Raw genomic sequence first — 19,384 nt, forward strand, 5'->3', positions numbered from 1 at the left:
GCTCGCCGCCCCGCCGCGAGGGCGCGGATCGACCGCGCCCGGGTCGTGGCGGCCCTACGCGCGGCGGCGGAGCTTGCGGCGCTCGCGCTCGGAGAGCCCGCCCCAGATGCCGAAGCGCTCGTCGTTCTCGAGGGCGTACTCGAGGCACTGCGAGCGCACCTCGCACGAGGTGCAGATCTTCTTGGCATCACGCGTCGAGCCGCCCTTCTCGGGGAAGAACGCCTCGGGATCCGTCTGCGCGCAGAGCGAGTCCGCCTGCCAGGAGAGGGCGCCGCCGGGCGCCTCGGTCTCGGGGTCCAGGCCGGGTCGGACACCGGGCACGCCGAGACGCACCGGATCGACGAACCAGTCCTCGGGAACCCCTGCGCGGCCGGCCGCTCCCCGCAGCTCGCCGGAGGCGTACTGACCGCCGCGGTCGGAGAGGGTGCCGCCGGGTTCCGAGACTCCGCGTCCTGAGACGCTGTCGGGAATTGCCATGCCGTCTCCTACCCCGCCGGTTCCGATGATCGGCGACCCGCTCCTCCCGGAGGCGCCGCCCACGTAATTACACCGGTGTCATTCCCGAAGGTCAAGTCGCAGACTGTAAACCCTCAACAACCCGTGGAGGGTTCACGACACTCCGGCGTGTCGCAAGCGTGACGCCGGAGTGCCGTCCCTCAGGCGGTGGCGGCGCTCCGGGCTCGCCAGGCGCTGTCGACCATGTCCGAGAGGGAGTGGCGCATCTCCCAGCCGAGGTCGCGGCCCGCGCGCTCGCCCGAGGCGACGATGCGCGGCGGGTCGCCCGGGCGGCGGGGAGCGGTCTCGGGCTCGAAGTCGATGCCGGTCGTCTCGGCGATGGCGCGCATGATCTCGCCGACCGAGGCGCCGTCGCCGCTGCCCAGGTTGTAGACGGGCTCGATCGGCTCGCCGGCGGCCAGACGACGTGCCGCGGCGACGTGGGCGAGAGCGAGATCCGCGACGTGGATGTAGTCGCGCACGCAGGTGCCGTCGGGCGTGGGGTAGTCGGTTCCGTAGATCTTCGGGGTGCGGCCGGCCAGCAGCGCTTCGAAGACCAGGGGGAAGAGGTTGTGCGGACTCGTGTCGTACACGTCCGGGTATCCGGAGCCGACGACGTTGAAGTAGCGCAGCGACGCGTGCCGGACGCCCCAGGCGCGTCCCGCGTCGGCGAGCAGCCACTCGCCGATGAGCTTGGACTCCCCGTAGGGCGACTCCGGGCTCTTCGGGGTCTCCTCGGTGACGAGGTCGACGTCGACCGCGCCGTAGACCGCCGCGCTGGAGGAGAAGACGATCGAGGAGACACCCGCGCGCTCCATCGCCGCGAGCACACGGAGGGTGCCCGTGACGTTCTGCTCGTAGGTGTGCAGCGGCTTCTGCACCGAGACCCCGGCGTACTTGAAGCCGGCGACGTGCACGACGCCCTCGATCGGGTGCTCGGCGAAGACCCGGTCCAGCAGCGCCTCGTCGAGGATCGAGCCGCGGTGGAAGGGGACCCCCTCCGGCACGAACGAGTCGTGGCCCGACGACAGGTCGTCCACGACGACGGGGTCGATGCCCTGCTCGGCGAACGCGCGCACGACGTGCGCCCCGATGTATCCGGCTCCCCCGGTGACCAGCCATGCCATGTGCGACTCCCTCGATCGTCGGCGGCCCTGCTCGGCGCCGTCGCTACTGTAGCGGCGACGTCGGAACACGTCGCTCTGGCGGGATGTGGTCGGCCCGCGATATCCTGCCGCCGTGCTCCGCTCCGTCGCCCTCGTCGCCCTGCCCGGTCTCGCCCCATTCGAGTTCGGGGTCGTCTGCGAGGTGTTCGGCATCGACCGCACCGCTCAGGGCGGGCCCGCCTTCGACCTGCGCATCGTGACGACGGATCCGGGGCCGGTCACCACGAGCCTCGGCTTCGACATGGTCGTCGAGGGCGATCTCTCCGGGGCGGAGGACGCGGACCTCCTCGCGATCCCGGCCCTCCCCCGCGGCCCGGTGGACGAGCGCGTGCTCGACCTCCTCCGGCGGGCGCACGCCCGGGGCGCGTGGATCCTCAGTGTGTGCAGCGGGGCGTTCGTGCTCGCCCAGGCGGGGATCCTCGACGGTCGACGCGCCACGACGCACTGGATGCACACGGACGAGCTCGCCGAGCGGTTCCCGTCGGTCCGGGTCGACCCCGACGTCCTCTTCGTGCAGGAGGGGCGCATCGTGACCAGCGCCGGCACCGCCGCGGGGATCGACGCCTGCCTGCACATCGTGCGGGAGGAGTGGGGCGCCGCCGCCGCCAACGTGGTCGCGCGGAGGATGGTCGTGCCGCCGCAACGGCACGGGGGCCAGGCGCAGTACATCCGCACGCCGATCCCGGAGGCTCGGGCGGATTCGTTCGCGGAGGTCACCGAGTGGATGCTCGACAACCTCGACCAGGAGCTCGCCGTCGAGGCCCTCGCCCGCCGCGCCCTGATGTCGCCTCGCACCTTCGCGCGGCGGTTCCGGGCCGACCTCGGCACCACTCCGCTCGCCTGGCTCAACCGTCAGCGCCTGCTGCGCGCGCAGCAGCTGCTCGAGGAGACCGATCTCACCCTCGAGACGATCGCGGGACGGGTCGGGTTCGGCACGGCGGCCGTGATGCGCCACCACTTCGTCCGCGTGCTGCAGACGACGCCCGCGGCCTACCGCCGCACGTTCGCCTGCGCCGAAGCGTCCTGATCCGGCGGACGGAGGGCTACTGCGTGGCGACGAAGAGCGTCCCGCGGCCGCTCACCGAGAGCGTCCCCTCGGACGGCGTGACGAAGACGCTGCCTCCGCGCTCGACGCGCGTCCGGCCCTCCGCGCCCTCGACGACGAAGGATCCCGCGGTGGCGATCGCGATCGCCGGACCGTGCAGCTCCAGCTCCACGGCGTCCTCCGACACCGGCTCCACGACCGCGAGCACGAAGTCCGGCACGTCCGGTCGGTAGATGCGGACGCCGGGCGCGACCTCGTGGGCCGGAAGGTAGGGCACCGGCAGCGGCGAGAACTCGAGCACGTCGACGAGCTCGGGCACGTCGATGTGCTTGGGCGTCAGCCCGCCGCGCAGCACGTTGTCGGACGCCGCCATCAGCTCGACGCCGGTGCCGTGGAGGTACGCGTGGATGTTGCCCGCGGGCAGGTAGAGCACCTCGCCGCGCGAGAGCCGCACCCGGTTCAGCAGGAGCGACAGCACGATGCCCGGATCGCCCGGGTAGCTCCCGGCGAGGTCGGCGACGGTGCGGGTCTCGAGGCGGTCGTCCCCGTCGGCGGCCGCCACGACGGCGTCGACGAGAGCCGACACCTCGCTCCGGTCGCCGTCGGCGAGCAGCCAGGACACGGCGCGGCGGAGCACCTGCTCGGCGTCGCCGTCGAGAGTCGCGGCGAAGGCGCGGATGACGGCGCCCTGCGCACCGGCGGCGCGCTGGGAGAGCTCCTCGAGCAGCGCCTGCGCCCGGGCGGGATCGCGGAAGCCGCACAGCGCGTCGAAGCTCTCGGTGAGCGCGTAGATCAGCTCGGGCTTGTGGAACGGGTCCTTGTAGTTCCGGTCCGCCGCGTCGCGCGGGATCCCGGCCTCGTCCTCCTCGACGAAGCGGCGCTGCGCGGTCTCGGCCGAGGGATGCGCCTGCAGCGAGAGCGGGCCGCCCGCGGCGAGGATCTTGAGCAGGAACGGGAGGCGCGGAGCGCCGGACACCGGGTCGGTCGAGCCGTGCGATCCGGCGAGCGCCGCCTCCGGCTCCTGCGCGATCCAATCCGCGAGGGTGTCCGCGCCGACCGACGCGGGGTCGAGGATGCGGGACGGCGATCCGGGGTGCGCCCCGAGCCACAGCTCCGCCTCGGGACCGCCCGACGCCGGGGTGCCGAGTGCGTCCGAGATGCCGGTGAGGGACCCCCAGGCGTAGTCGCGGGGGGTGTTGCCGATCGGGATGAACACGGGCCGGGCCTTTCCGTCCGGGGAGCAGAGGAGGAGCCGCGCGCGTACCGGGGCCTCCCGGGGCCGCTCCGCCCCGACGCTAGCAGGATCCACAACGGCGACCGCCGGTGGCGGGGCTCCCCTTGGCGCTCCCCTCCACCGTTCGTGCCGTCGCGGACCCGCGTTCGTACGCTGGCACCAGCCGCGTCGCCGCCGCTGGATCGGCAGGGGCGGTCCGACTCGAACCAGGGAGCGACGGAGCACATGGACAGCACGATCTTCGAGACGCTGGCGGCCGATTTCTACGGCTTCGCCGGCGGTCTCTCCCCCGCCGAGAAGGACCTCCTGGTGGGCCTCCGCGCCTTCCTCGAGGAGCAGGTGCGCCCGATCGCCGACGACTACTGGGAGCGCGCCGAGTTCCCGCGCCACCTCGTGCCGGGGATCCACGCGACGGGCGCCGTCGGGCTCTCGTGGCCCGGAACGCGCGCGATCGAGAACTCGGCCGTGTTCCGCGGCTGGGTCGCTCTCGAGCTCGGCCGGGTCGATGCGGGCATCGCCACCTACGTGGGCGTGCAGAACGGACTCGTCATGGGCACCGTCGGCGTGACCGGATCGGACGAGCAGCGCGCCGAGTGGCTGCCCAAGCTCGCCTCCGGCGAGGTCATCGGCGCCTTCGGACTGACCGAGCCCCACTCCGGCTCGGACTCGGCCCAGGGGCTGCGCACGACGGCGCGCCGCGACGGCGACGACTGGATCCTCGACGGGGAGAAGCGCTGGATCGGGAACGCGACCTTCAGCGACGTCACCGTGATCTGGGCCAAGGACGCGGAGGACGGACAGGTCAAGGGCTTCCTCGTGCCCACCACGACTCCGGGCTACCGCGCCACGGCGATCGCCCGCAAGCAGAGCCTGCGCACGATCCAGAACGCCGACATCGTCCTCGACGGGGTGCGCGTGCCGGAGTCGCTCCGCCTGCAGAACGCGAACTCCTTCCGCGACACCGCGAAGGTCCTCCGGCTGACCCGCGCCGAAGTGGCCTGGCAGGCGATCGGAGTCGCCATCGGCGCCTACGACGCGGCCCTGCGGTACGCCCGCGAGCGCGTCCAGTTCGGCAAGCCCCTCGTCGGCCACCAGCTCGTGCAGGACCTCCTCGTCAAGAGCATCGGCAACATCACCGCGAGCATCGCCCTGGCGACCCGGGTGTCCGAGATGCTCGACGCCGGCGAGCAGCGCGACGAGCACTCCGCCCTCGCGAAGGCCTACACGACGGCGCGCATGCGCGAGACGGTGGCGTGGTGCCGGGAGGTGATGGGCGGCAACGGCATCGTGCTCGACTACGGCGTCGCCCGCTTCTTCGCCGATGCGGAGGCCCTGTACTCCTACGAGGGCACGCGCGAGATGAACACCCTGATCGTCGGCCGCGCGATCACCGGCACGGCGGCGTTCGTCTGAGCCGGAGCGCCGCGACCGCTCTCTAGACTGATCGCCATGCCCCGACGCGCCGCGCCCACCGCTCCCCGAGCGCTCGCGGTCGCGATCCTCACGGTGCTGATCTCGGGCCAGGCGCTGCGCAACCTCGCCGGCTGGTGGGGCTGGGGCCTGGTCGTGGGAGCACTCCTGATCGCCGCGGTGGTGCTCGTCGTGCGCGAGCGGCCGCGGCTGCTCTGGAGCCGGACGCCCAAGTCGCTCCTGGCCTTCCTCGCCCTGGTCGTCCTGTCGCTGCTCTGGTCGGCCTACCCCGGCGCGAGCGCGATCGGCGTCACCGCGCAGCTCGCGACGACCTTCGGAGGCGTCGTCCTCGGTCTGACCCTGGGCGCCGGCGCCTTCGTGACGGCCCTCGGACGGGCACTACGCATCACGGTCGGCCTCTCGCTCCTGTTCGAGCTCGTCGTGGCGGTCGTCGTGCGGCAGAGCGTGCTCCCGCTGGTGATCGATCTGCCCGCATCGGGCCCGATCCCCGACGCCTTCTACTGGTCTCAGGCGGCGCTGTTCACCGGCGAGCCGATCCAGGGCATCGTCGGCAATCGCAATCTGCTCGGCTTCGCCGCACTGCTGGGCCTCGTCGTCGTCCTGATCGAGCTCGCCGCGCGCACGGTCCGCCGCCGCTGGGGCGTGCTCTGGGCGCTCGTCTTCGCCGCGACGCTGCTGCTCACCCGCTCCTCGACCGTCCTGCTCTGCCTCGTCGCCGTCGGGCTCGTCGCCGTCTTCGCGCTCTGGGCGCGCCATCGGGGCGAGGACGGGCGGCGGCCGGTGTACGTGACCGCCGCGGCCGTCGGCGCCGTGCTCGTCGTCGGAGTCGCGTCGGGCTGGGGCGCGCTGCTCTCCCTCCTGGGCAAGAGCGAGGACGCCACCGGGCGCCTCGACATCTGGAGCGCCGTCTGGGACCTCGCCGCCCAGCGCCCCGTGCTCGGGTGGGGCTGGGTCAGCTACTGGGCACCGTGGGCCGCGCCGTTCGACACGCTCGCCGAGCGCAAGGGCGTCCTCTACCTCCAGGCCCACAACGCCGCGCTCGACGTCTGGTTCCAGCTCGGAGTCGTGGGGCTCGTGCTCTTCTGCGCCCTCACCGTGTCGACGCTCTGGCGCTCCTGGTTCCGCGCCGTGGACCGGCCCCGCCGCAGCGCCACGGCATCGCTGCCCTACTCCGCGCTCTCGCTGGCGCCGCTGCTGATCGTGGTCGCCCTGCTCGCGCAGTCCCTCGCCGAGAGCCGCCTGCTGATCGAGAGCGGCTGGCTCCTGCTCACGGCCCTCGCCGTCCTGACGAAGCAGCCCGCGAACGAGGCGGAGGAGGCCCTGTCGGCCGAGCGCCCCACCGTCGCGGGCGAGCGTCCGGGGCGATGACGGACCGGCGGCCCTCCGCTCTCCCGCCGTACCTCTCGGACGCGGTGGCGTCCCCCCGGTTCGCCGCCGCTCTCGCGCAGTCGACTCTCGTCGTCGTCCTGTGCGCCCCCGCGGTGCGCGGCATGATCGGCTGGCCCGGGTACATCGCCGGCATCGCGACGCTCACGGTCCTCGCCGCGGCGATGCTCGTGCTGCGCCGGGGCACCCTCGACTGGGAGGGTCTCCTGCCGACGAGCATCCTCGTGTTCCTGGGCTGGATCGCGCTCAGCGTGCTCTGGAGCGGGTACCAGTGGGCGACCGTCTCGAGCGTCGCCTATCAGCTCGCGCTCGCGTTCCTGGCCATCGCGATCGGAGTGACGCGCGACATCATCCAGATCATCCGCTCGGTCGGGGACGTGCTGCGCTTCGTGCTCGCGGCGTCGGTCGCCGTCGAGGTGGTCGCGGGCGTGCTCATCGACCGTCCCCTGCGCTTCCTCGGCGTCGAGGGGCAGCTCGCGGTGGGAGGCCCGATCCAGGGGCTGGTGGGCACGCGCAACCAGCTGGGCCTGGTCTGCCTGCTCGCGATCGTGACCTTCGCGGTCGAGCTGATGACCCGCTCCGTCGCCCGCGGTCCGGCGATCGCGTCGCTCGCTCTGGCCGGCGCCACGCTGCTCTTCACCCGCTCGGCGGTCAGCGCCGGGGTGCTGGTGGTCGCGGCCGTCGTCGCGCTCGCCCTGCGCTGGGTGCGCCGGGGCGACAGCGAGCACCGGCGCACCCGGCAGTACGTCACGGTCGGTGTCGCCGTCGGCGCGGCACTCGCCGCGTGGATCTTCCGCTCGCGGATCATCGAGATGCTCAACGCCGGCAGCGAGTTCGAGTTCCGCCTCACCCTCTGGCAGCAGGTCGGACGCTTCGTCGACCTCGCCCCGCTGATCGGCTGGGGCTGGGTGGGCTACTGGCGCACGGAGCTGTACCCGTTCACCGCGATCGACTTCCTCTCGGGCCGGCCGCACTCCTCCAGCCTGAACGCCCTGTTCGACCTCGCCCTCCAGGTCGGCGTCGTGGGAGCCGTGCTCTTCACGGCGCTCGTCGGCCTCGCGCTCTGGCGCTCCTGGCTGATCGCCTCCGAGCGCAAGGCCGTCGTGCACGTGTGGCCCGTGATGGTCCTGACCGTGCTCGTCGTGACCGCTCTCGCCGAGAGCTCGATCCTGCTGGACGCGGGCTGGCTCCTCGTCGTGGTGTGCGCCATGCGCGCGGCGCAGGGCCTCAGCTGGCGCCGCCTGCTCCGCCCCCGCGACTGACCCGGCGGCGGGCCACGGAGCGGAGCACCTCGAGGTGCTCGGCTCGGCAGCTCTCCCAGTCGAACTCGGCCGCTCGGGCGATGCCGAGCGGCGCGAGCTCCTCCCGACGCGCGATCGCCTCGACGATGCCGTCGGCGATGGAGCGGGCGTCGAGCGGATCGACGTACACCGCGGCGTCACCGCAGATCTCGGGCAGCGACCCGGCGTCGGCGGCCGCCACCGGGCAGCCGGACGCCATGGCCTCGATCGGAGGGAGGCCGAAGCCCTCGTAGAGGCTCGGGAAGGCGAGGACCGCCGCCCGTCGGTACAGCTCCGCGAGCTCCTCCGGAGCGACGTGGCCGCGCCACTCGACGAAGTCGGGCAGCTCGCCGAGCCGGTCGAGGTCGCCTCCGGTCAGCACGAGGCGCAGGTCGTGGCCGTCGGCGCGGAGCAGCCGCATCGCCTCGAAGAGTCGCGCGTGGTTCTTGTGCGGCCACGCCCGGGCCGGGAAGAAGACGAAGTCGTCCCGCTCGCCCGTGTTCGGACGGAAGCGGGAGGTGTCCACTCCGAGGTGCGACACGTGGATCCGCTCCGCCGGGATCCCGAGGAGCTCGACGATCCGCCCCTTGGTGAACTCGCTGATCGTGATCACCGCGTCCGCTCGCCGGGCGGTCGCCTCGTACGCGACCCGGCGGAACAGGCGCTCCACGCGCGGGAAGAGCTCGGGCAGGTCGCGGTGCTGCAGGTCGAACAGCATCTGGACGTGCCCCTGCCGCCTCGACGGCCACGGCAGCGGCACGGTGAAGGGGAAGTACAGGGTCTCGTCGCGCGCGAGCCTCCGGCGCAGCCGAGCGGTCCGGAGCAGCGCCTGCAGCATGCCGACCGCCCGCCTGCGGTGACCCGCGCCGCTGACGACCCCGCCGGCGACGAGCTCCGCGACGCCCTCGCTGAACCCGCGCGCGTTCTCGGGCACGAGGACCTGCACGCGCAGGTCCTCCTCCCCCGCCCGCGGCACGAGGAGGCGCGTCAGAGCACGGGCGTAGGTCTCGCCTCCCCCCATCCCGCCGGGGTCGACGGTGAGGACGGCGAGCGTGACGGGGAGCTGGTCGGGCATGGCGTCCAATCGGTGTCTCGACCGGCCAGGATAGCCGCGCTCGGCACCGCCCCGCCGGTGCCGATCCGGACCTCCCCGAGGCCCGTGGGTAGTATGTAGCCCGCTGTCATCGACCCACGACGAAACGGACCACCACGTGCCCCGCGCTTTGATCACCGGAATCACCGGCCAGGACGGCCTCTACCTCGCCGAGCTGCTGCTCTCGAAGGGCTACGAGGTCTTCGGCCTGGTCCGCGGGCAGAACAACCCGAAGTACGAGCTCGTGCGCCGCGTCGTTCCGGAGGTGACGCTCCTCACCGGTGACCTCACCGACGTCTCGAGCCTCGTCCGCGTGCTCGCCGTCGCCCAGCCCGACGAGGTCTACAACCTCGGTGCGATCTCGTTCGTCGCGTACTCGTGGGAGAACGCGTCGCTGACCTCCGACGTCACCGGCAAGGGCGTGCTCAACATCCTCGAGGCGACCCGCCTCTACGCCGGCGACGACATGTCGCGCGTGAAGTTCTACCAGGCCTCCTCCTCCGAGATGTTCGGCAAGGTGCAGCAGGTGCCGCAGCGCGAGGAGACCCTGCTCTGGCCGCGCTCGCCCTACGGCGTCGCGAAGGTCTTCGGTCACTACATGACCATCAACTACCGCGAGTCCTACGGCATGCACGCCTCGTCGGGCATCCTCTTCAACCACGAGTCGCCCCGGCGCGGCCCGGAGTTCGTGACGCGCAAGATCAGCCTCGCCGTCGCCCGCATCAAGCTCGGCCTGCAGGAGACCCTGGAGCTCGGCAACCTCGACGCGAAGCGCGACTGGGGCTTCGCCGGCGACTACGTCGACGCGATGTGGCGCATGCTGCAGCAGCCCGAGGGCGACGACTACGTGGTCGCGACCGGCGAGACCCACGAGATCCGCGAGTACCTCGACATCGCCTTCAACCACGTCGGCATCGAGGACTGGACCCCGTACGTCACGCAGAACCCCGCGTTCATGCGCCCGGCCGAGGTCGATCTGCTGATCGGCGACCCGGCGAAGGCCCGCGACGTCCTCGGCTGGGAGCCCAAGGTGTCCTTCCCCGAGCTCGTCGCGATGATGGTCGAGAACGACCTGGTCGAGCAGACCGCGCTGATCAGGTAGTCGTGCCCTCCGCTCTCGTCACCGGGGCGAGCGGCCAGGACGGGGGCTACCTCGTCGAGCGCCTGCTCGAGGACGGCTGGGACGTCTCCGCGCTGGTGCGCGGCGACGATTCCGCCCTCCCCTCGGCCGTCCGGCCCTTCGAGGGGGACCTCCGCGACGCCGCGGGCCTCGGCCGCATCGTCGCGGAGGCGGCGCCGGACACGGTCTTCCACCTCGCCGGGCTCTCCTCCGTCGCGCTGTCCTGGCAGGAGCCCGTGCTCACCGCCGAGGTCACCGGCACCGCCGTCGCCGCGCTGCTCGAGGCGTCCCTGTCGCTCCAGGAGTCGAGCGGGCGCGCCGTGCGCTTCGTGCAGGCGTCGTCGTCCGAGATCTTCGGAGCCGCGACCGAGAACCCGCAGACGGAGTCGACCCCGATCCGCCCGGTGTCGCCGTACGGCGCCGCCAAGGCGTTCGCCCACCTCCTGGTCGGCGTGTACCGCGGACGCGGACTGCACGCCTCCTCCGGGATCCTCTACAACCACGAGTCGCCCCGCCGCCCCGACGCCTTCGTGACGCGGAAGATCACCGCCGGCGTCGCGGCGATCGCCGTCGGGGCCGCGAGCGAGCTGTCGCTCGGCAACCTCGACGTCCGCCGCGACTGGGGCTGGGCCCCGGACTACGTCGACGCGCTCGTGCGGGCGTCCCGCGCCGACGAGGCGGGCGACTACGTCATCGCGACCGGAGTCTCGCACTCCGTCCGCGAGTTCGTCGCGGCCGCGTTCGCCGCGGCCGGCATCGACGACTGGGAGCACCTCGTCGTCCTCGATCCGCGCTTCGCCCGGCCCGTCGACGCCCCGGAGATGCGCGGCGACGCCTCGCGCGCCCGCTCCGTCCTCGGCTGGCAGCCGACGGTGGCCTTCGAGGAGATCGTCGCGCGGATGGTCGCGCACGATCTCGACCTCGCCCGACGCGCCAGCTGAGCCGCCGGCCCGCCGTCTCCCGGGTCGTGGAGCGGACGGAACGTACAATGATCCAGCTGCCGTGACGGCAGTGCTATGGCTGGGAGACCGATGAGCAGCAAGAAGTCGACGATCACGCGAGCGGCGGACCGCGTCGACGCGATCGCGCAGGAGCCCTTCCACCGCAGCGGCACGCAGCCCGGCGGCGGGAAGGCCGGCGGCTTCGTCTCGGCGTTGATCGACATCCTCCGCCACCGCGAGCTCCTCCGGCTGCTCGTCAATCGCGAGCTCAAGCAGCGGTACAAGGACTCGAGTCTCGGCTTCCTCTGGACGCTGATCCGCCCGCTCGTCATGCTCGCGATCTACTACATCGCGATCGGCCAGTTCCTCTCGGCGGCGCGCAACGTGCCGGAGTTCGCCATCTTCGTGTTCTCGGGCCTCACGATCTGGGGTCTCTTCGCCGAGATCGTCAGCAGCGGCACGGTCTCGATCCTCAGCAACGGCGGGCTGATCAAGAAGGTCTACCTGCCGCGCGAGATCTTCCCGGTCGCCACGATCGGCTCCGCCCTGTTCAACTTCGCCGTCCAGTTCCTCGTGCTCATCGTCGGGGCGATCCTCCTCGGCGGGATCGACGTCAACTGGAACCTCCTCTACATCCCGGCGGCGATCGCGGTCGTGCTGGTCTACGGACTCGCGCTGGCCCTCGCGCTGTCGGCGCTGAACGTCTACCTCCGCGACGTGCAGTTCCTCGTCGAGGTCGGGATCCAGATCTTCTTCTGGCTCTCGCCGATCGTCTACGCCTGGGCCTTCGTGGTCGAGTCCGTGCCCGGCTGGGTCGCCCAGCTCTACCTGCTCAACCCGATGACCAACGCCGTGCTGGCCTTCCAGCGCGCCATCTGGTCGGCCGGATCGCAGACGGTGGACCTCGGCACGGAGGACGCGCCGATCCTCGTCGGGCCGCAGCCGTGGCCCGGTCACATGGAGCTCCGCCTCCTGCTCATCTTCCTCGTCGGGGTCGTGCTGGTGTGGATCGCCCACCGCATCTTCCGCCGCCTCGAGGGCAACTTCGCTCAGGAGATCTGATCCCATGACACTCGAATCAGAGGTGTCCCTCCCCGACTCCGCGACGATGCCCACCATCATCCGCGTGCAGAACGCGTCCAAGCGCTTCGTCATCCGCAAGGACAAGAGCATCAAGGAGCGGATCGTCAACTTCGGCCGCGGGCGCCAGCACCGCGACGACTTCTGGGCTCTGAAGGACATCGACCTCGAGATCCCGCTCGGCTCGACGGTCGGCCTGATCGGCGCCAACGGCTCCGGCAAGAGCACGCTGCTGAAGCTCATCGGCGGCATCATCCAGCCGACCACCGGCACCGTCGAGCGCCGCGGCCGCCTCGCCGCCCTGCTCGAGCTCGGAGCGGGCTTCCACCCCGATCTCACGGGTCGCGAGAACGTGTTCCTCAACGGAGCGATCCTGGGGCTGTCGCGCAAGGAGCTCGAGGACAAGTTCGACTCCATCGTCGACTTCTCCGAGATCGCCGACTTCATCGACACCCAGGTGAAGTTCTACTCCTCGGGCATGTACGTGCGGCTCGCCTTCGCGATCGCGATCCACACCGATCCCGATCTCCTCCTGGTCGACGAGGTCCTCGCCGTCGGCGACGAGCCGTTCCAGCGCAAGTGCATGGATCGCATCCGCGCCTTCCAGCGCGCCGGCAAGACCATCGTCCTCGTCACGCACTCCCTCGAGCAGGTCGGCGAGCTGTGCGACCGGACCGTCGTCCTCGAGCACGGGAACGTGATCTACGACGGCGAGACCGCCCGCGGTCTCGAGGTGCTGCGCAACGGCTTCGAGTCCTCGCGCCAGGAGCGCGTGGAGCGCGAGACCGCAGAGGCCATCGTCGAGGCGGAGGAGACGGGCGAGGAGCCCGAGCAGATCCAGCCCGCCGAGATCGTGAGCATCGAGCTCGACGGCGGCACGCTCGAGGAGGGGAACCGCACCCTGCGCCCCGGCGACGACCTCCGCGTCTCGGTGACCCTGCGCCCCCTGAGCAGCACTCCCCTCGAGAACTGGTTCGTCGGGATGGGCGTGGACACTCCCATGGGGCAGATCGTCTTCGGCACGAACACGATGCGCCTGGGCTTCGAGCACCCGCCGCTGACCGAGCAGACGACGATCGTCTTCGATCTGCCCGACATCCGCTTCGGCGGCGGCACCTACGCCGTGCACGCCTCCGCCTCCACGCTCGGCAACGGCGAGTTCACCCGCGTGCCGGTCGGCGCGCGGTTCACGGTCGAGCGCAGCGACAAGCGGGTCGGCCTCGTGAGCGTCGCCGCCACCGCGACGGTCGGCGGAGTCACGCGGGCGTGAACCGTCCCGTCCGCCTCCGCGTCGATGCCACTCCGCTCGCCGCGACGGCGATGACGGGCGTCGGGCACGTCCTCCTCGAGACGGTCCGCGCTCTCACCGACGAGCGCTTCGCGGACCGGATCGAGCTGACCCTGTTCGCTCCGCTGTCCGAGCGGGCGGCGGTGCGACGCGCGGCCCCCGCCGGCGTCCGCGTCGTCGGAGTCCCGCTCCCCCGCCGCCTGGTCGGGCTGCTGACCCGGACGCCCGTCCCGATCGACCTCCTGATCGGACGCGGGGTGTACTTCTTCCCCAACTTCCGCAACTGGCGGACGCTGAGCCCCTCGATCACGTTCCTCCACGACGTCTGCTTCGCCGCGGAGCCGGCACTGGTGCCCGTGGAGCGGAGGCGGTTCCTCACCGCCCACGTCGCCGGCTGGCTCCGTCGCACGAGCCTCGTGGCGACCGGGACCCCCTCGGCCGCCCGTGAGATCGAGCAGCTCCTCGGGGTCGGCGCCGAGCGCATCCGGGTCCTCCCCACGACCGTCGACTCCGCCGTCTTCCGGCCGCGCTCGCTTGAGGAGTCGGCTGCGGTCGCCGGAGCGCTCGGCGTCGAGCGCTACGTGCTCTTCGTCGGCGCCCGCGAGCCGCGCAAGAACCTGCCGCACCTGATCCGCTCCTACGCCGCGGCGGAGCGTCCCGAGGGCCACTCGCTGCTGCTCGTCGGTGCGACCGGATGGGACGACGACGAGATCGTCGGAGCGGTCGAGAGCGCGACCAGGGCCGGTGCCGACGTCCGCATCGTCGCGCAGCCGGTCTTGGACGAGATGCTCCCCGCACTGATCTCCGGGGCGGACGCCCTGGCGCTCGTCTCGCACCACGAGGGCTTCGGACTGCCCGCGCTGGAGGCCGTCGCGTCCGGCACTCCGGTGATCGCGTCGGACATCCCCGGCATCCGCGACGCGCTCGCGGGCCACGACGACGCCGCCGTGTTCGTCTGCCCCGGGGACCGGGACGCACTGGTCCGCGCTCTGCAGGACGCGATGCGTCTCCCGCGGCGGGTGGATCCCGGCGCGATCCGTCCGTGGACCGATGCCGCGGAGGCCCTGGTGTCGGCCGCGGAGCAGCTCGACCGATCGCGCTAGCGGGCGGTCGGTCGACCGCCCGCCGGGGCGCTCAGCGGGCGTCCGTGGCGACGAAGTCCCAGAGCTCGGCGGCGTACTCCGCCCACGAGGAGTTGTCGCGACGCGACGCCTCCCCGCGCAGGCGTTCGAGCAGCGCATCGTCGGTCAGGAGCTCGCGCATGCCCCGGGCGATGTCGTGATCGTCTCGCGAGTCGACCGTGACCGCGCCGCCCTGGGAGGCGATCTCGGCCATACTGCCGTACCGCGCGGTGAGCACCGGGGTGCCGACCGCCAGCGACTCGGCGACGGGCAGGCCGAAGCCCTCGTTGAGCGACGGGAAGACCGTGAAGCGGGCGAGCCGGTAGGCGCTCCACAGGAGCTCGTCGGTGATCGCCGAGAACGACGCGACCTCGCGCCCCTCGATCCGGAGCCGCTCCAGCTGGGCGTCGAAGCCCTCGCTGTTCCACGCGTTGCCGCCGATGAAGACCAGGCTGAACTCGAGGCCCTCCCGCCACAGCAGCTCGGCCGCGTGCAGCACCGCGAGGTGGTTCTTCCGCGGCTCGTGGCTGCCGACGCAGACCACCAGCGGGAGGTCCCCGGTGACCAGCTCCGCCGAGGCCCGGGCGAGGGAGGCGTCGTCGACGCTCCCCGCTTCGGACGGCAGGAGGATCCGCTGGATGTCGGGGCCCTTCCGACCGACTCCGGCCAGCATCTCGCGCCAGCCGCGGTACTCGACCGCGGCCGCCTCCGAGATCGTCGCGACGCGGTCCATGTGGCTCACTGCGACGAGCGTCCGCGAGAACGCGGCGCTCATCCCGATGTGGGCCGTCTCGGCGGTGGTCAGCGGGACACAGTCGAAGCCGATGGTCGACGTGCGGTTGCCGCTGAACTCGGCGAGTGCTGCGATGCGGGACGTGCGCTCGTCCTCGGTCGCCAACTCCGGCAGCACGTACCGCGAGCGCCAGGGCACCAGGATGTCGCTGCTGGGGTCGGCCTTCGCGTCGGGCACGGTGCCGTAGAGGGCGTTGCGCCGCAGCGGCGGGTCGAGCTCGCGGAGGGTGCGGTCGGCGCCGTCCCAGCCGACGAGCACCATCTGGTGCTCCTTCGACCACTCGGCGATCGACTTGCGGACCACGCGCTGGATGCCGGTCGCGAGACCGGTCCGGGCGGTGTGGTGGACGTCGACGACGACCGCCGCGGTCACGACGCGCACGCGCGGCATCTGCAGTCGGTTGAGGATGAAGCCGTTGGCCCGCTCGCGCAGCACCGAGCGCAGCAGAGCCCGCGCACCGTCGAGCCGCACCAGCCGCACGGCGTCGATGACCTCGTCCCGGACCGGCAGGGCGCCGGTGACGACGGCGAGGGTCAGCCAGATCTCCTCGGTGGACGGCGCCTCGAGGACGCCGGCGAGCTGACGGACCAGGCCGTCCAGCTCGGCCTCGGGAGCCAGCTCGGGCGCGAGGGTCTCCAGGAGCACGCTCAGGCGGTCGACCGCCACGGACTTACGCACGGTCGACCGCCTTCTCCTCGTCGGCGCCCACCAGGACGCCCCACAGCTCCTCGGCGTAGTCGTCCCAGGTGCGCCGGGGCCGGGCGAGGGCCTCCGCGCGCAGCTGCGCGATCTTCTCGTCCGACTGCAACAGCTCGCGCATGGCCGCGTGGATCGCGTCGTCGTCACCGGGGTCGACCGTCACGCAGCCTCCGTCGGCGGCGATCTCGGCCAGCGAGCCGATGCTCGAGGTGAGTGCGGGGACACCGAGGGCGAGCGCCTCCGCGACCGGCAGGCCGTAGCCCTCGTGGGTCGACGGGAAGACGAGGAACCGGGCGTTCTCGTAGGAGGACACGAGCTTCTCGTCGCTGGCACCGCGCCAGAGCTCGACGCTGCGGCCGGCCTGCTGGGCTTCGCGGATCCGCACGTCGAAGACCCGGGTCGACCAATCGTTCCCGTTGCCGATGAAGCGGAGCGTGAACACCAGGCCCTCCCGCCAGAGGCGCTCGGCCGCGTGCAGGACCGCGAGGTGGTTCTTGCGCGGCTCCGTGCTGCCGACGGCGAGCACGAGCGGGCCGACGGTCGAGGGCGCCAGCGACGCGTCGACCAGGTTGGGACGATCGACGGGCAGGGCGACGGTGTCGACCTGCGGTCCGGCGAGTCCCTGCGCCGGGAGGGCGTCGACGAAGCCGCGGAACTCGTCCGAGGCGGACTCGCTGATGCCGGCGACGCTGCTCGCGTGCTTCACCACCGACAGGTAGTTGACGAAGCGCGCCGTCTCGATGCCGGGCACCGTGTCGGCGCTGACCACCGGGATCGCGTCGTAGCCGATGAGCCCCACCCGGTTGCCCGAGTAGGCGGCGAGCGAGGCGTACGGCGCGCACAGGTTCAGACCGGGAACCTCGGGGATCAGGACCGTCGACCGGAACGGCACGACGAAGCGGACGACCTCGGGGTCGCCGTCGCGCCACGGCTCGGAGCGGATGTTCTCGTAGTCGATGACCCGCGAGAGCTCGATGTCACTGAGTCGTCGCATGGCCATGGAGCCGTTGACCCAGGCGATCGGAGTGACGTCGTGGTGGCCGTGCCACCGGCGCATCGTGTTGCGCACGACCCGCTGGATCCCGGTCTGGTGAGCGTGACGGGCGCAGAAGTCGACGTCGGCGATCACCGCGTCGGTGACGATCTCGAGGCGCGAGCCGAGGTCGGCGTAGCCGGTGGAGGCCCGGGCGCCGGCCGACAGGAAGACCCGGAGGGCCTCGTGCGGCTTGCAGAGCTCGAGCGAGCGGCGGAACCAGAGGAAGAAGTGCTCGACCGGGAAGACCGCGAGGAACGAGGTGAGCGCCAGCCAGGTCAGGTCGTCGGACGCGCGCTCCTTGGTGCGGCGGGCGATCGCGTCCAGCAGCGGACCGGGACCCCGACCCGCGAGCGCCTCGATCTCGTCGGCCTCCAGGAGGAAGGGCGCGAGCTGCTCGAGGCGCTCGAGGAGGAGTGCGCGGCGCAGAGGCGCGTCGAGATCCTCGGCGCTCATCCGCGACGCCCGAAGCGGCGCTGCGCGTACCGGACCGAGTGGCCGACCGCACCGCGGAGTCCGAGCTGCGACGCGCGGATCTGGAAGAGGCGCGCGGCGCGCAGAGGCTTGGTGACTCGCCACGAGAGCGTCTGCTCGAACGGCGCCGACGCCACGACGCCGCCGACGTGCATGTGCTTCAGCCACGCGTCGAGGGGGTCGTTGAGGAGGGCGTCCCGCTCGGCGCGAAGCTCCTCGAGGGTCTCGACCCGGGGGCTGCGCGGCGCCGCAGCCGTCTCGGAGACGTCCCCCGCAGATCCTGCTTCTGGCTTCTCGTCGCCCGCTCGAAGGCGCGGGTCACCGCTCACGTCTGTCACCCCGACAGTGTACTCGGAGCCGCGCACGGGCTCGGGGAGCGCGCCGACGGGCTCAGGTCGGTCGGCGGATCGGAGCCGTGTCGTTCACGGCCGACGCGTCGTCCTCGAAGAGCGCGGCCGCCGCGACCTCGGCTTCGCGCGACTCGACGACTCCGCCGGAGCGGTGGTGGCCGAAGACCCAGTACCGGTAGAGGACGAAGCGGAATCCGGTCGCGAGCGCGAGGCCGATCACGTTCGCCGAGATGTTGTCCGCGACGAGGTTGTCGAACCCGAGAACGTAGTGGGACACGTACAACGGCAGGAGGTTGACCGCCATCCCCGCCACGGCGACGGTGCTGAACTCCGCGAGTTCGCGGACGTAGTTCGCCCGCCGGTGCTCCCGGAAGGTCCAGTACCGGTTCCCGATCCAGGTGACGACGGTCGCCGCCGCCACCGCGACGACCTTCGCTCCGAGCGGACCCGAGAGCAGGTGGTCGCCGCTGAGGCGCAGCAGGTTGAAGACCGCCACATCGACGATCAACCCGAGGAATCCCACCACGCCGAACTTCAGCGCGTAGGCGATCAGGCTCCGGTAGGCCGCCCGCAGGCGCCCCGGGCGCGCAGCGCCGCGTTCCTCGGCTCCTCCCACGTCAGGCGGCGGAGCTCTGGGGCGGGCGGGCGCGCGAGCCCTCACGCAGGCGGATCCGGGCGAGGATCCAGAGCGCCTCGAAGCCGTCCTTCACGGTGATCTTCTTGCCCTCCTCGCGCGTCCGCGCCCTGTAGCTGATCGGCACCTCGTAGGGGCGGTGTCCCCGGGCCAGCAGCTTCGCGGTCACCTCCGCCTCCATGCCGAAGCCCTTCTCCTTGATGCCGAGCGAGCGGTAGAGCTCCAGCGGCATGAGCTTGAAGCAGGTCTCGACGTCCGAGACGTAAGCGTTGAAGAGGATGTTCGTGACGAGGTTCACGCCCTTGTTCCCGATCACGTACCAGTACGAGAACGACGTGTGCGAGCCGAAGGTGCGGCTGCCGTAGACCAGCTGCGCCTCGCCGTCGAGCACCGGCTGCAGCAGCGTGGGGATCTCGCTCGGGCGGTACTCCTCGTCGGCGTCGCAGATGATGACGTAGTCGCCGGTCGCCTCCTGGACCGCTCGGCTGATCGCCGCGCCCTTGCCCTGGTTCACGCGCTGGTGGAACACGCGGATCCGCGGGTCCTCGAGCGCGTCGAGGATCTCCTTCGTGCGATCGACGCTGCCGTCGTTCACGATCACGAACTCGATCTCGACCCCCTCCTGGAACCGGATCGCGAGGACGCGGTCGACTGCCTTCTGGAGGGTCGCCTGCTCGTTGTAGACGGGCATCAGGATGGACAGCTTCACGGTTCGGTGCTC

At 71.8% G+C, this 19,384-nt stretch carries 18 protein-coding genes; 9 read left to right on the forward strand and 9 right to left on the reverse strand.

Going from position 1 to position 19,384, the window contains the following annotated elements; genetic code table 11:
* Positions 1–54: 54 nt before the first annotated feature.
* Both LRG51_RS05200 and galE read right to left on the reverse strand, forming a co-directional pair.
* Positions 55–387 (reverse strand): WhiB family transcriptional regulator, encoded by a 333-nt coding sequence (locus tag LRG51_RS05200; protein WP_280523133.1) that lies wholly within the window; start codon positions 385–387, stop codon positions 55–57.
* Between the two features lie 269 nt (positions 388–656).
* A complete protein-coding gene (gene galE / locus LRG51_RS05205) occupies positions 657–1,622 on the reverse strand; it encodes a UDP-glucose 4-epimerase GalE (RefSeq protein WP_055788177.1) in 966 nt (321 codons plus the stop codon).
* Positions 1,623–1,734: 112 nt separating this feature from the next.
* Here galE and LRG51_RS05210 point away from each other — a divergent pair, with 112 nt between their 5' ends.
* Complete coding sequence (locus LRG51_RS05210) at positions 1,735–2,688, forward strand: GlxA family transcriptional regulator (RefSeq protein WP_230671514.1); 954 nt, start codon at positions 1,735–1,737, stop codon at positions 2,686–2,688.
* 16 nt (positions 2,689–2,704) lie between these two features.
* Here LRG51_RS05210 and manA read toward each other — a convergent pair whose 3' ends face one another.
* Complete coding sequence (gene manA / locus LRG51_RS05215) at positions 2,705–3,922, reverse strand: mannose-6-phosphate isomerase, class I (protein WP_230671516.1); 1,218 nt, start codon at positions 3,920–3,922, stop codon at positions 2,705–2,707.
* A gap of 243 nt (positions 3,923–4,165) precedes the next feature.
* On the opposite strand from manA, the gene LRG51_RS05220 reads away from it, so the two are divergent.
* Genes LRG51_RS05220 through LRG51_RS05230 form a run of 3 tightly spaced genes read left to right on the forward strand, consistent with a single transcriptional unit; the run spans position 4,166 to position 8,019 of the window.
* Complete coding sequence (locus tag LRG51_RS05220; protein WP_230671518.1) at positions 4,166–5,353, forward strand: acyl-CoA dehydrogenase family protein; 1,188 nt, start codon at positions 4,166–4,168, stop codon at positions 5,351–5,353.
* A 36-nt stretch (positions 5,354–5,389) separates the two neighbouring features.
* Entirely contained in the window at positions 5,390–6,739 is a 1,350-nt protein-coding gene (locus LRG51_RS05225; RefSeq protein WP_230671520.1) for an O-antigen ligase family protein, read from the forward strand.
* Positions 6,736–8,019 carry a hypothetical protein gene (locus tag LRG51_RS05230; protein WP_055788162.1) on the forward strand — a complete coding sequence of 428 codons (1,284 nt, stop codon included), beginning with the start codon at positions 6,736–6,738 and terminating at the stop codon, positions 8,017–8,019. The genes LRG51_RS05225 and LRG51_RS05230 overlap by 4 nt, the downstream gene beginning before the upstream one ends.
* Here LRG51_RS05230 and LRG51_RS05235 read toward each other — a convergent pair.
* Positions 7,985–9,112: a glycosyltransferase family 4 protein gene (locus tag LRG51_RS05235; RefSeq protein WP_055788158.1), complete on the reverse strand. Its 1,128-nt coding sequence runs from the start codon at positions 9,110–9,112 to the stop codon at positions 7,985–7,987. The genes LRG51_RS05230 and LRG51_RS05235 overlap by 35 nt on opposite strands.
* A 136-nt stretch (positions 9,113–9,248) precedes the next feature.
* On the opposite strand from LRG51_RS05235, the gene LRG51_RS05240 reads away from it, so the two are divergent.
* From LRG51_RS05240 to LRG51_RS05260, 5 genes are all read left to right on the forward strand, one after another.
* Positions 9,249–10,232 (forward strand): GDP-mannose 4,6-dehydratase, encoded by a 984-nt coding sequence (locus LRG51_RS05240; protein WP_055788154.1) that lies wholly within the window; start codon positions 9,249–9,251, stop codon positions 10,230–10,232.
* 2 nt (positions 10,233–10,234) lie between these two features.
* Positions 10,235–11,191 (forward strand): GDP-mannose 4,6-dehydratase, encoded by a 957-nt coding sequence (locus LRG51_RS05245; protein WP_055788151.1) that lies wholly within the window; start codon positions 10,235–10,237, stop codon positions 11,189–11,191.
* Between the two features lie 90 nt (positions 11,192–11,281).
* Positions 11,282–12,253: an ABC transporter permease gene (locus tag LRG51_RS05250; protein WP_055788148.1), complete on the forward strand. Its 972-nt coding sequence runs from the start codon at positions 11,282–11,284 to the stop codon at positions 12,251–12,253.
* A gap of 4 nt (positions 12,254–12,257) precedes the next feature.
* Positions 12,258–13,541, forward strand: a complete 1,284-nt coding sequence (locus LRG51_RS05255; protein ID WP_230671522.1) for an ABC transporter ATP-binding protein — start codon at positions 12,258–12,260, stop codon at positions 13,539–13,541.
* Positions 13,538–14,662: a glycosyltransferase family 4 protein gene (locus LRG51_RS05260; RefSeq protein WP_230671524.1), complete on the forward strand. Its 1,125-nt coding sequence runs from the start codon at positions 13,538–13,540 to the stop codon at positions 14,660–14,662. The genes LRG51_RS05255 and LRG51_RS05260 overlap by 4 nt, the downstream gene beginning before the upstream one ends.
* 31 nt (positions 14,663–14,693) lie before the next feature.
* Here LRG51_RS05260 and LRG51_RS05265 read toward each other — a convergent pair whose 3' ends face one another.
* From LRG51_RS05265 to LRG51_RS05285, 5 genes are read right to left on the reverse strand one after another with little or no spacing between them, the layout of a single operon-like run.
* Entirely contained in the window at positions 14,694–16,151 is a 1,458-nt protein-coding gene (locus LRG51_RS05265) for a glycosyltransferase (protein WP_230671526.1), read from the reverse strand.
* On the reverse strand, positions 16,144–17,661 hold the full coding sequence (locus LRG51_RS05270; RefSeq protein ID WP_230671528.1) for a glycosyltransferase family 4 protein: 1,518 nt from the start codon (positions 17,659–17,661) through the stop codon (positions 16,144–16,146). Before LRG51_RS05270 ends, LRG51_RS05265 begins: the two co-directional genes overlap by 8 nt.
* Positions 17,658–18,017, reverse strand: coding sequence for a hypothetical protein (locus LRG51_RS05275; RefSeq protein WP_230671530.1), 360 nt, complete (start codon positions 18,015–18,017; stop codon positions 17,658–17,660). The genes LRG51_RS05270 and LRG51_RS05275 overlap by 4 nt, the downstream gene beginning before the upstream one ends.
* Before the next feature lie 52 nt (positions 18,018–18,069).
* A complete protein-coding gene (locus LRG51_RS05280) occupies positions 18,070–18,645 on the reverse strand; it encodes a GtrA family protein (RefSeq protein ID WP_082481024.1) in 576 nt (191 codons plus the stop codon).
* A 1-nt stretch (position 18,646) separates the two neighbouring features.
* Positions 18,647–19,372 carry a glycosyltransferase family 2 protein gene (locus tag LRG51_RS05285; RefSeq protein ID WP_230671532.1) on the reverse strand — a complete coding sequence of 242 codons (726 nt, stop codon included), beginning with the start codon at positions 19,370–19,372 and terminating at the stop codon, positions 18,647–18,649.
* Between the last annotated feature and the right edge of the window lie 12 nt (positions 19,373–19,384).

The organism is Rathayibacter sp. Leaf248 (assembly GCF_920939495.1).
Lineage (GTDB): Bacteria > Actinomycetota > Actinomycetes > Actinomycetales > Microbacteriaceae > Rathayibacter > Rathayibacter caricis.

Coding starts and splice junctions, on each gene's coding strand:
- galE (WP_055788177.1), bottom strand. CDS start 1,622: ATGGCATGGCTGGTCACCGGGGGAGCCGGATACATCGGGGCGCACGTC.
- LRG51_RS05220 (WP_230671518.1), top strand. CDS start 4,166: ATGGACAGCACGATCTTCGAGACGCTGGCGGCCGATTTCTACGGCTTC.
- LRG51_RS05225 (WP_230671520.1), top strand. CDS start 5,390: ATGCCCCGACGCGCCGCGCCCACCGCTCCCCGAGCGCTCGCGGTCGCG.
- LRG51_RS05230 (WP_055788162.1), top strand. CDS start 6,736: ATGACGGACCGGCGGCCCTCCGCTCTCCCGCCGTACCTCTCGGACGCG.
- LRG51_RS05235 (WP_055788158.1), bottom strand. CDS start 9,112: ATGCCCGACCAGCTCCCCGTCACGCTCGCCGTCCTCACCGTCGACCCC.
- LRG51_RS05250 (WP_055788148.1), top strand. CDS start 11,282: ATGAGCAGCAAGAAGTCGACGATCACGCGAGCGGCGGACCGCGTCGAC.
- LRG51_RS05255 (WP_230671522.1), top strand. CDS start 12,258: ATGACACTCGAATCAGAGGTGTCCCTCCCCGACTCCGCGACGATGCCC.
- LRG51_RS05270 (WP_230671528.1), bottom strand. CDS start 17,661: ATGAGCGCCGAGGATCTCGACGCGCCTCTGCGCCGCGCACTCCTCCTC.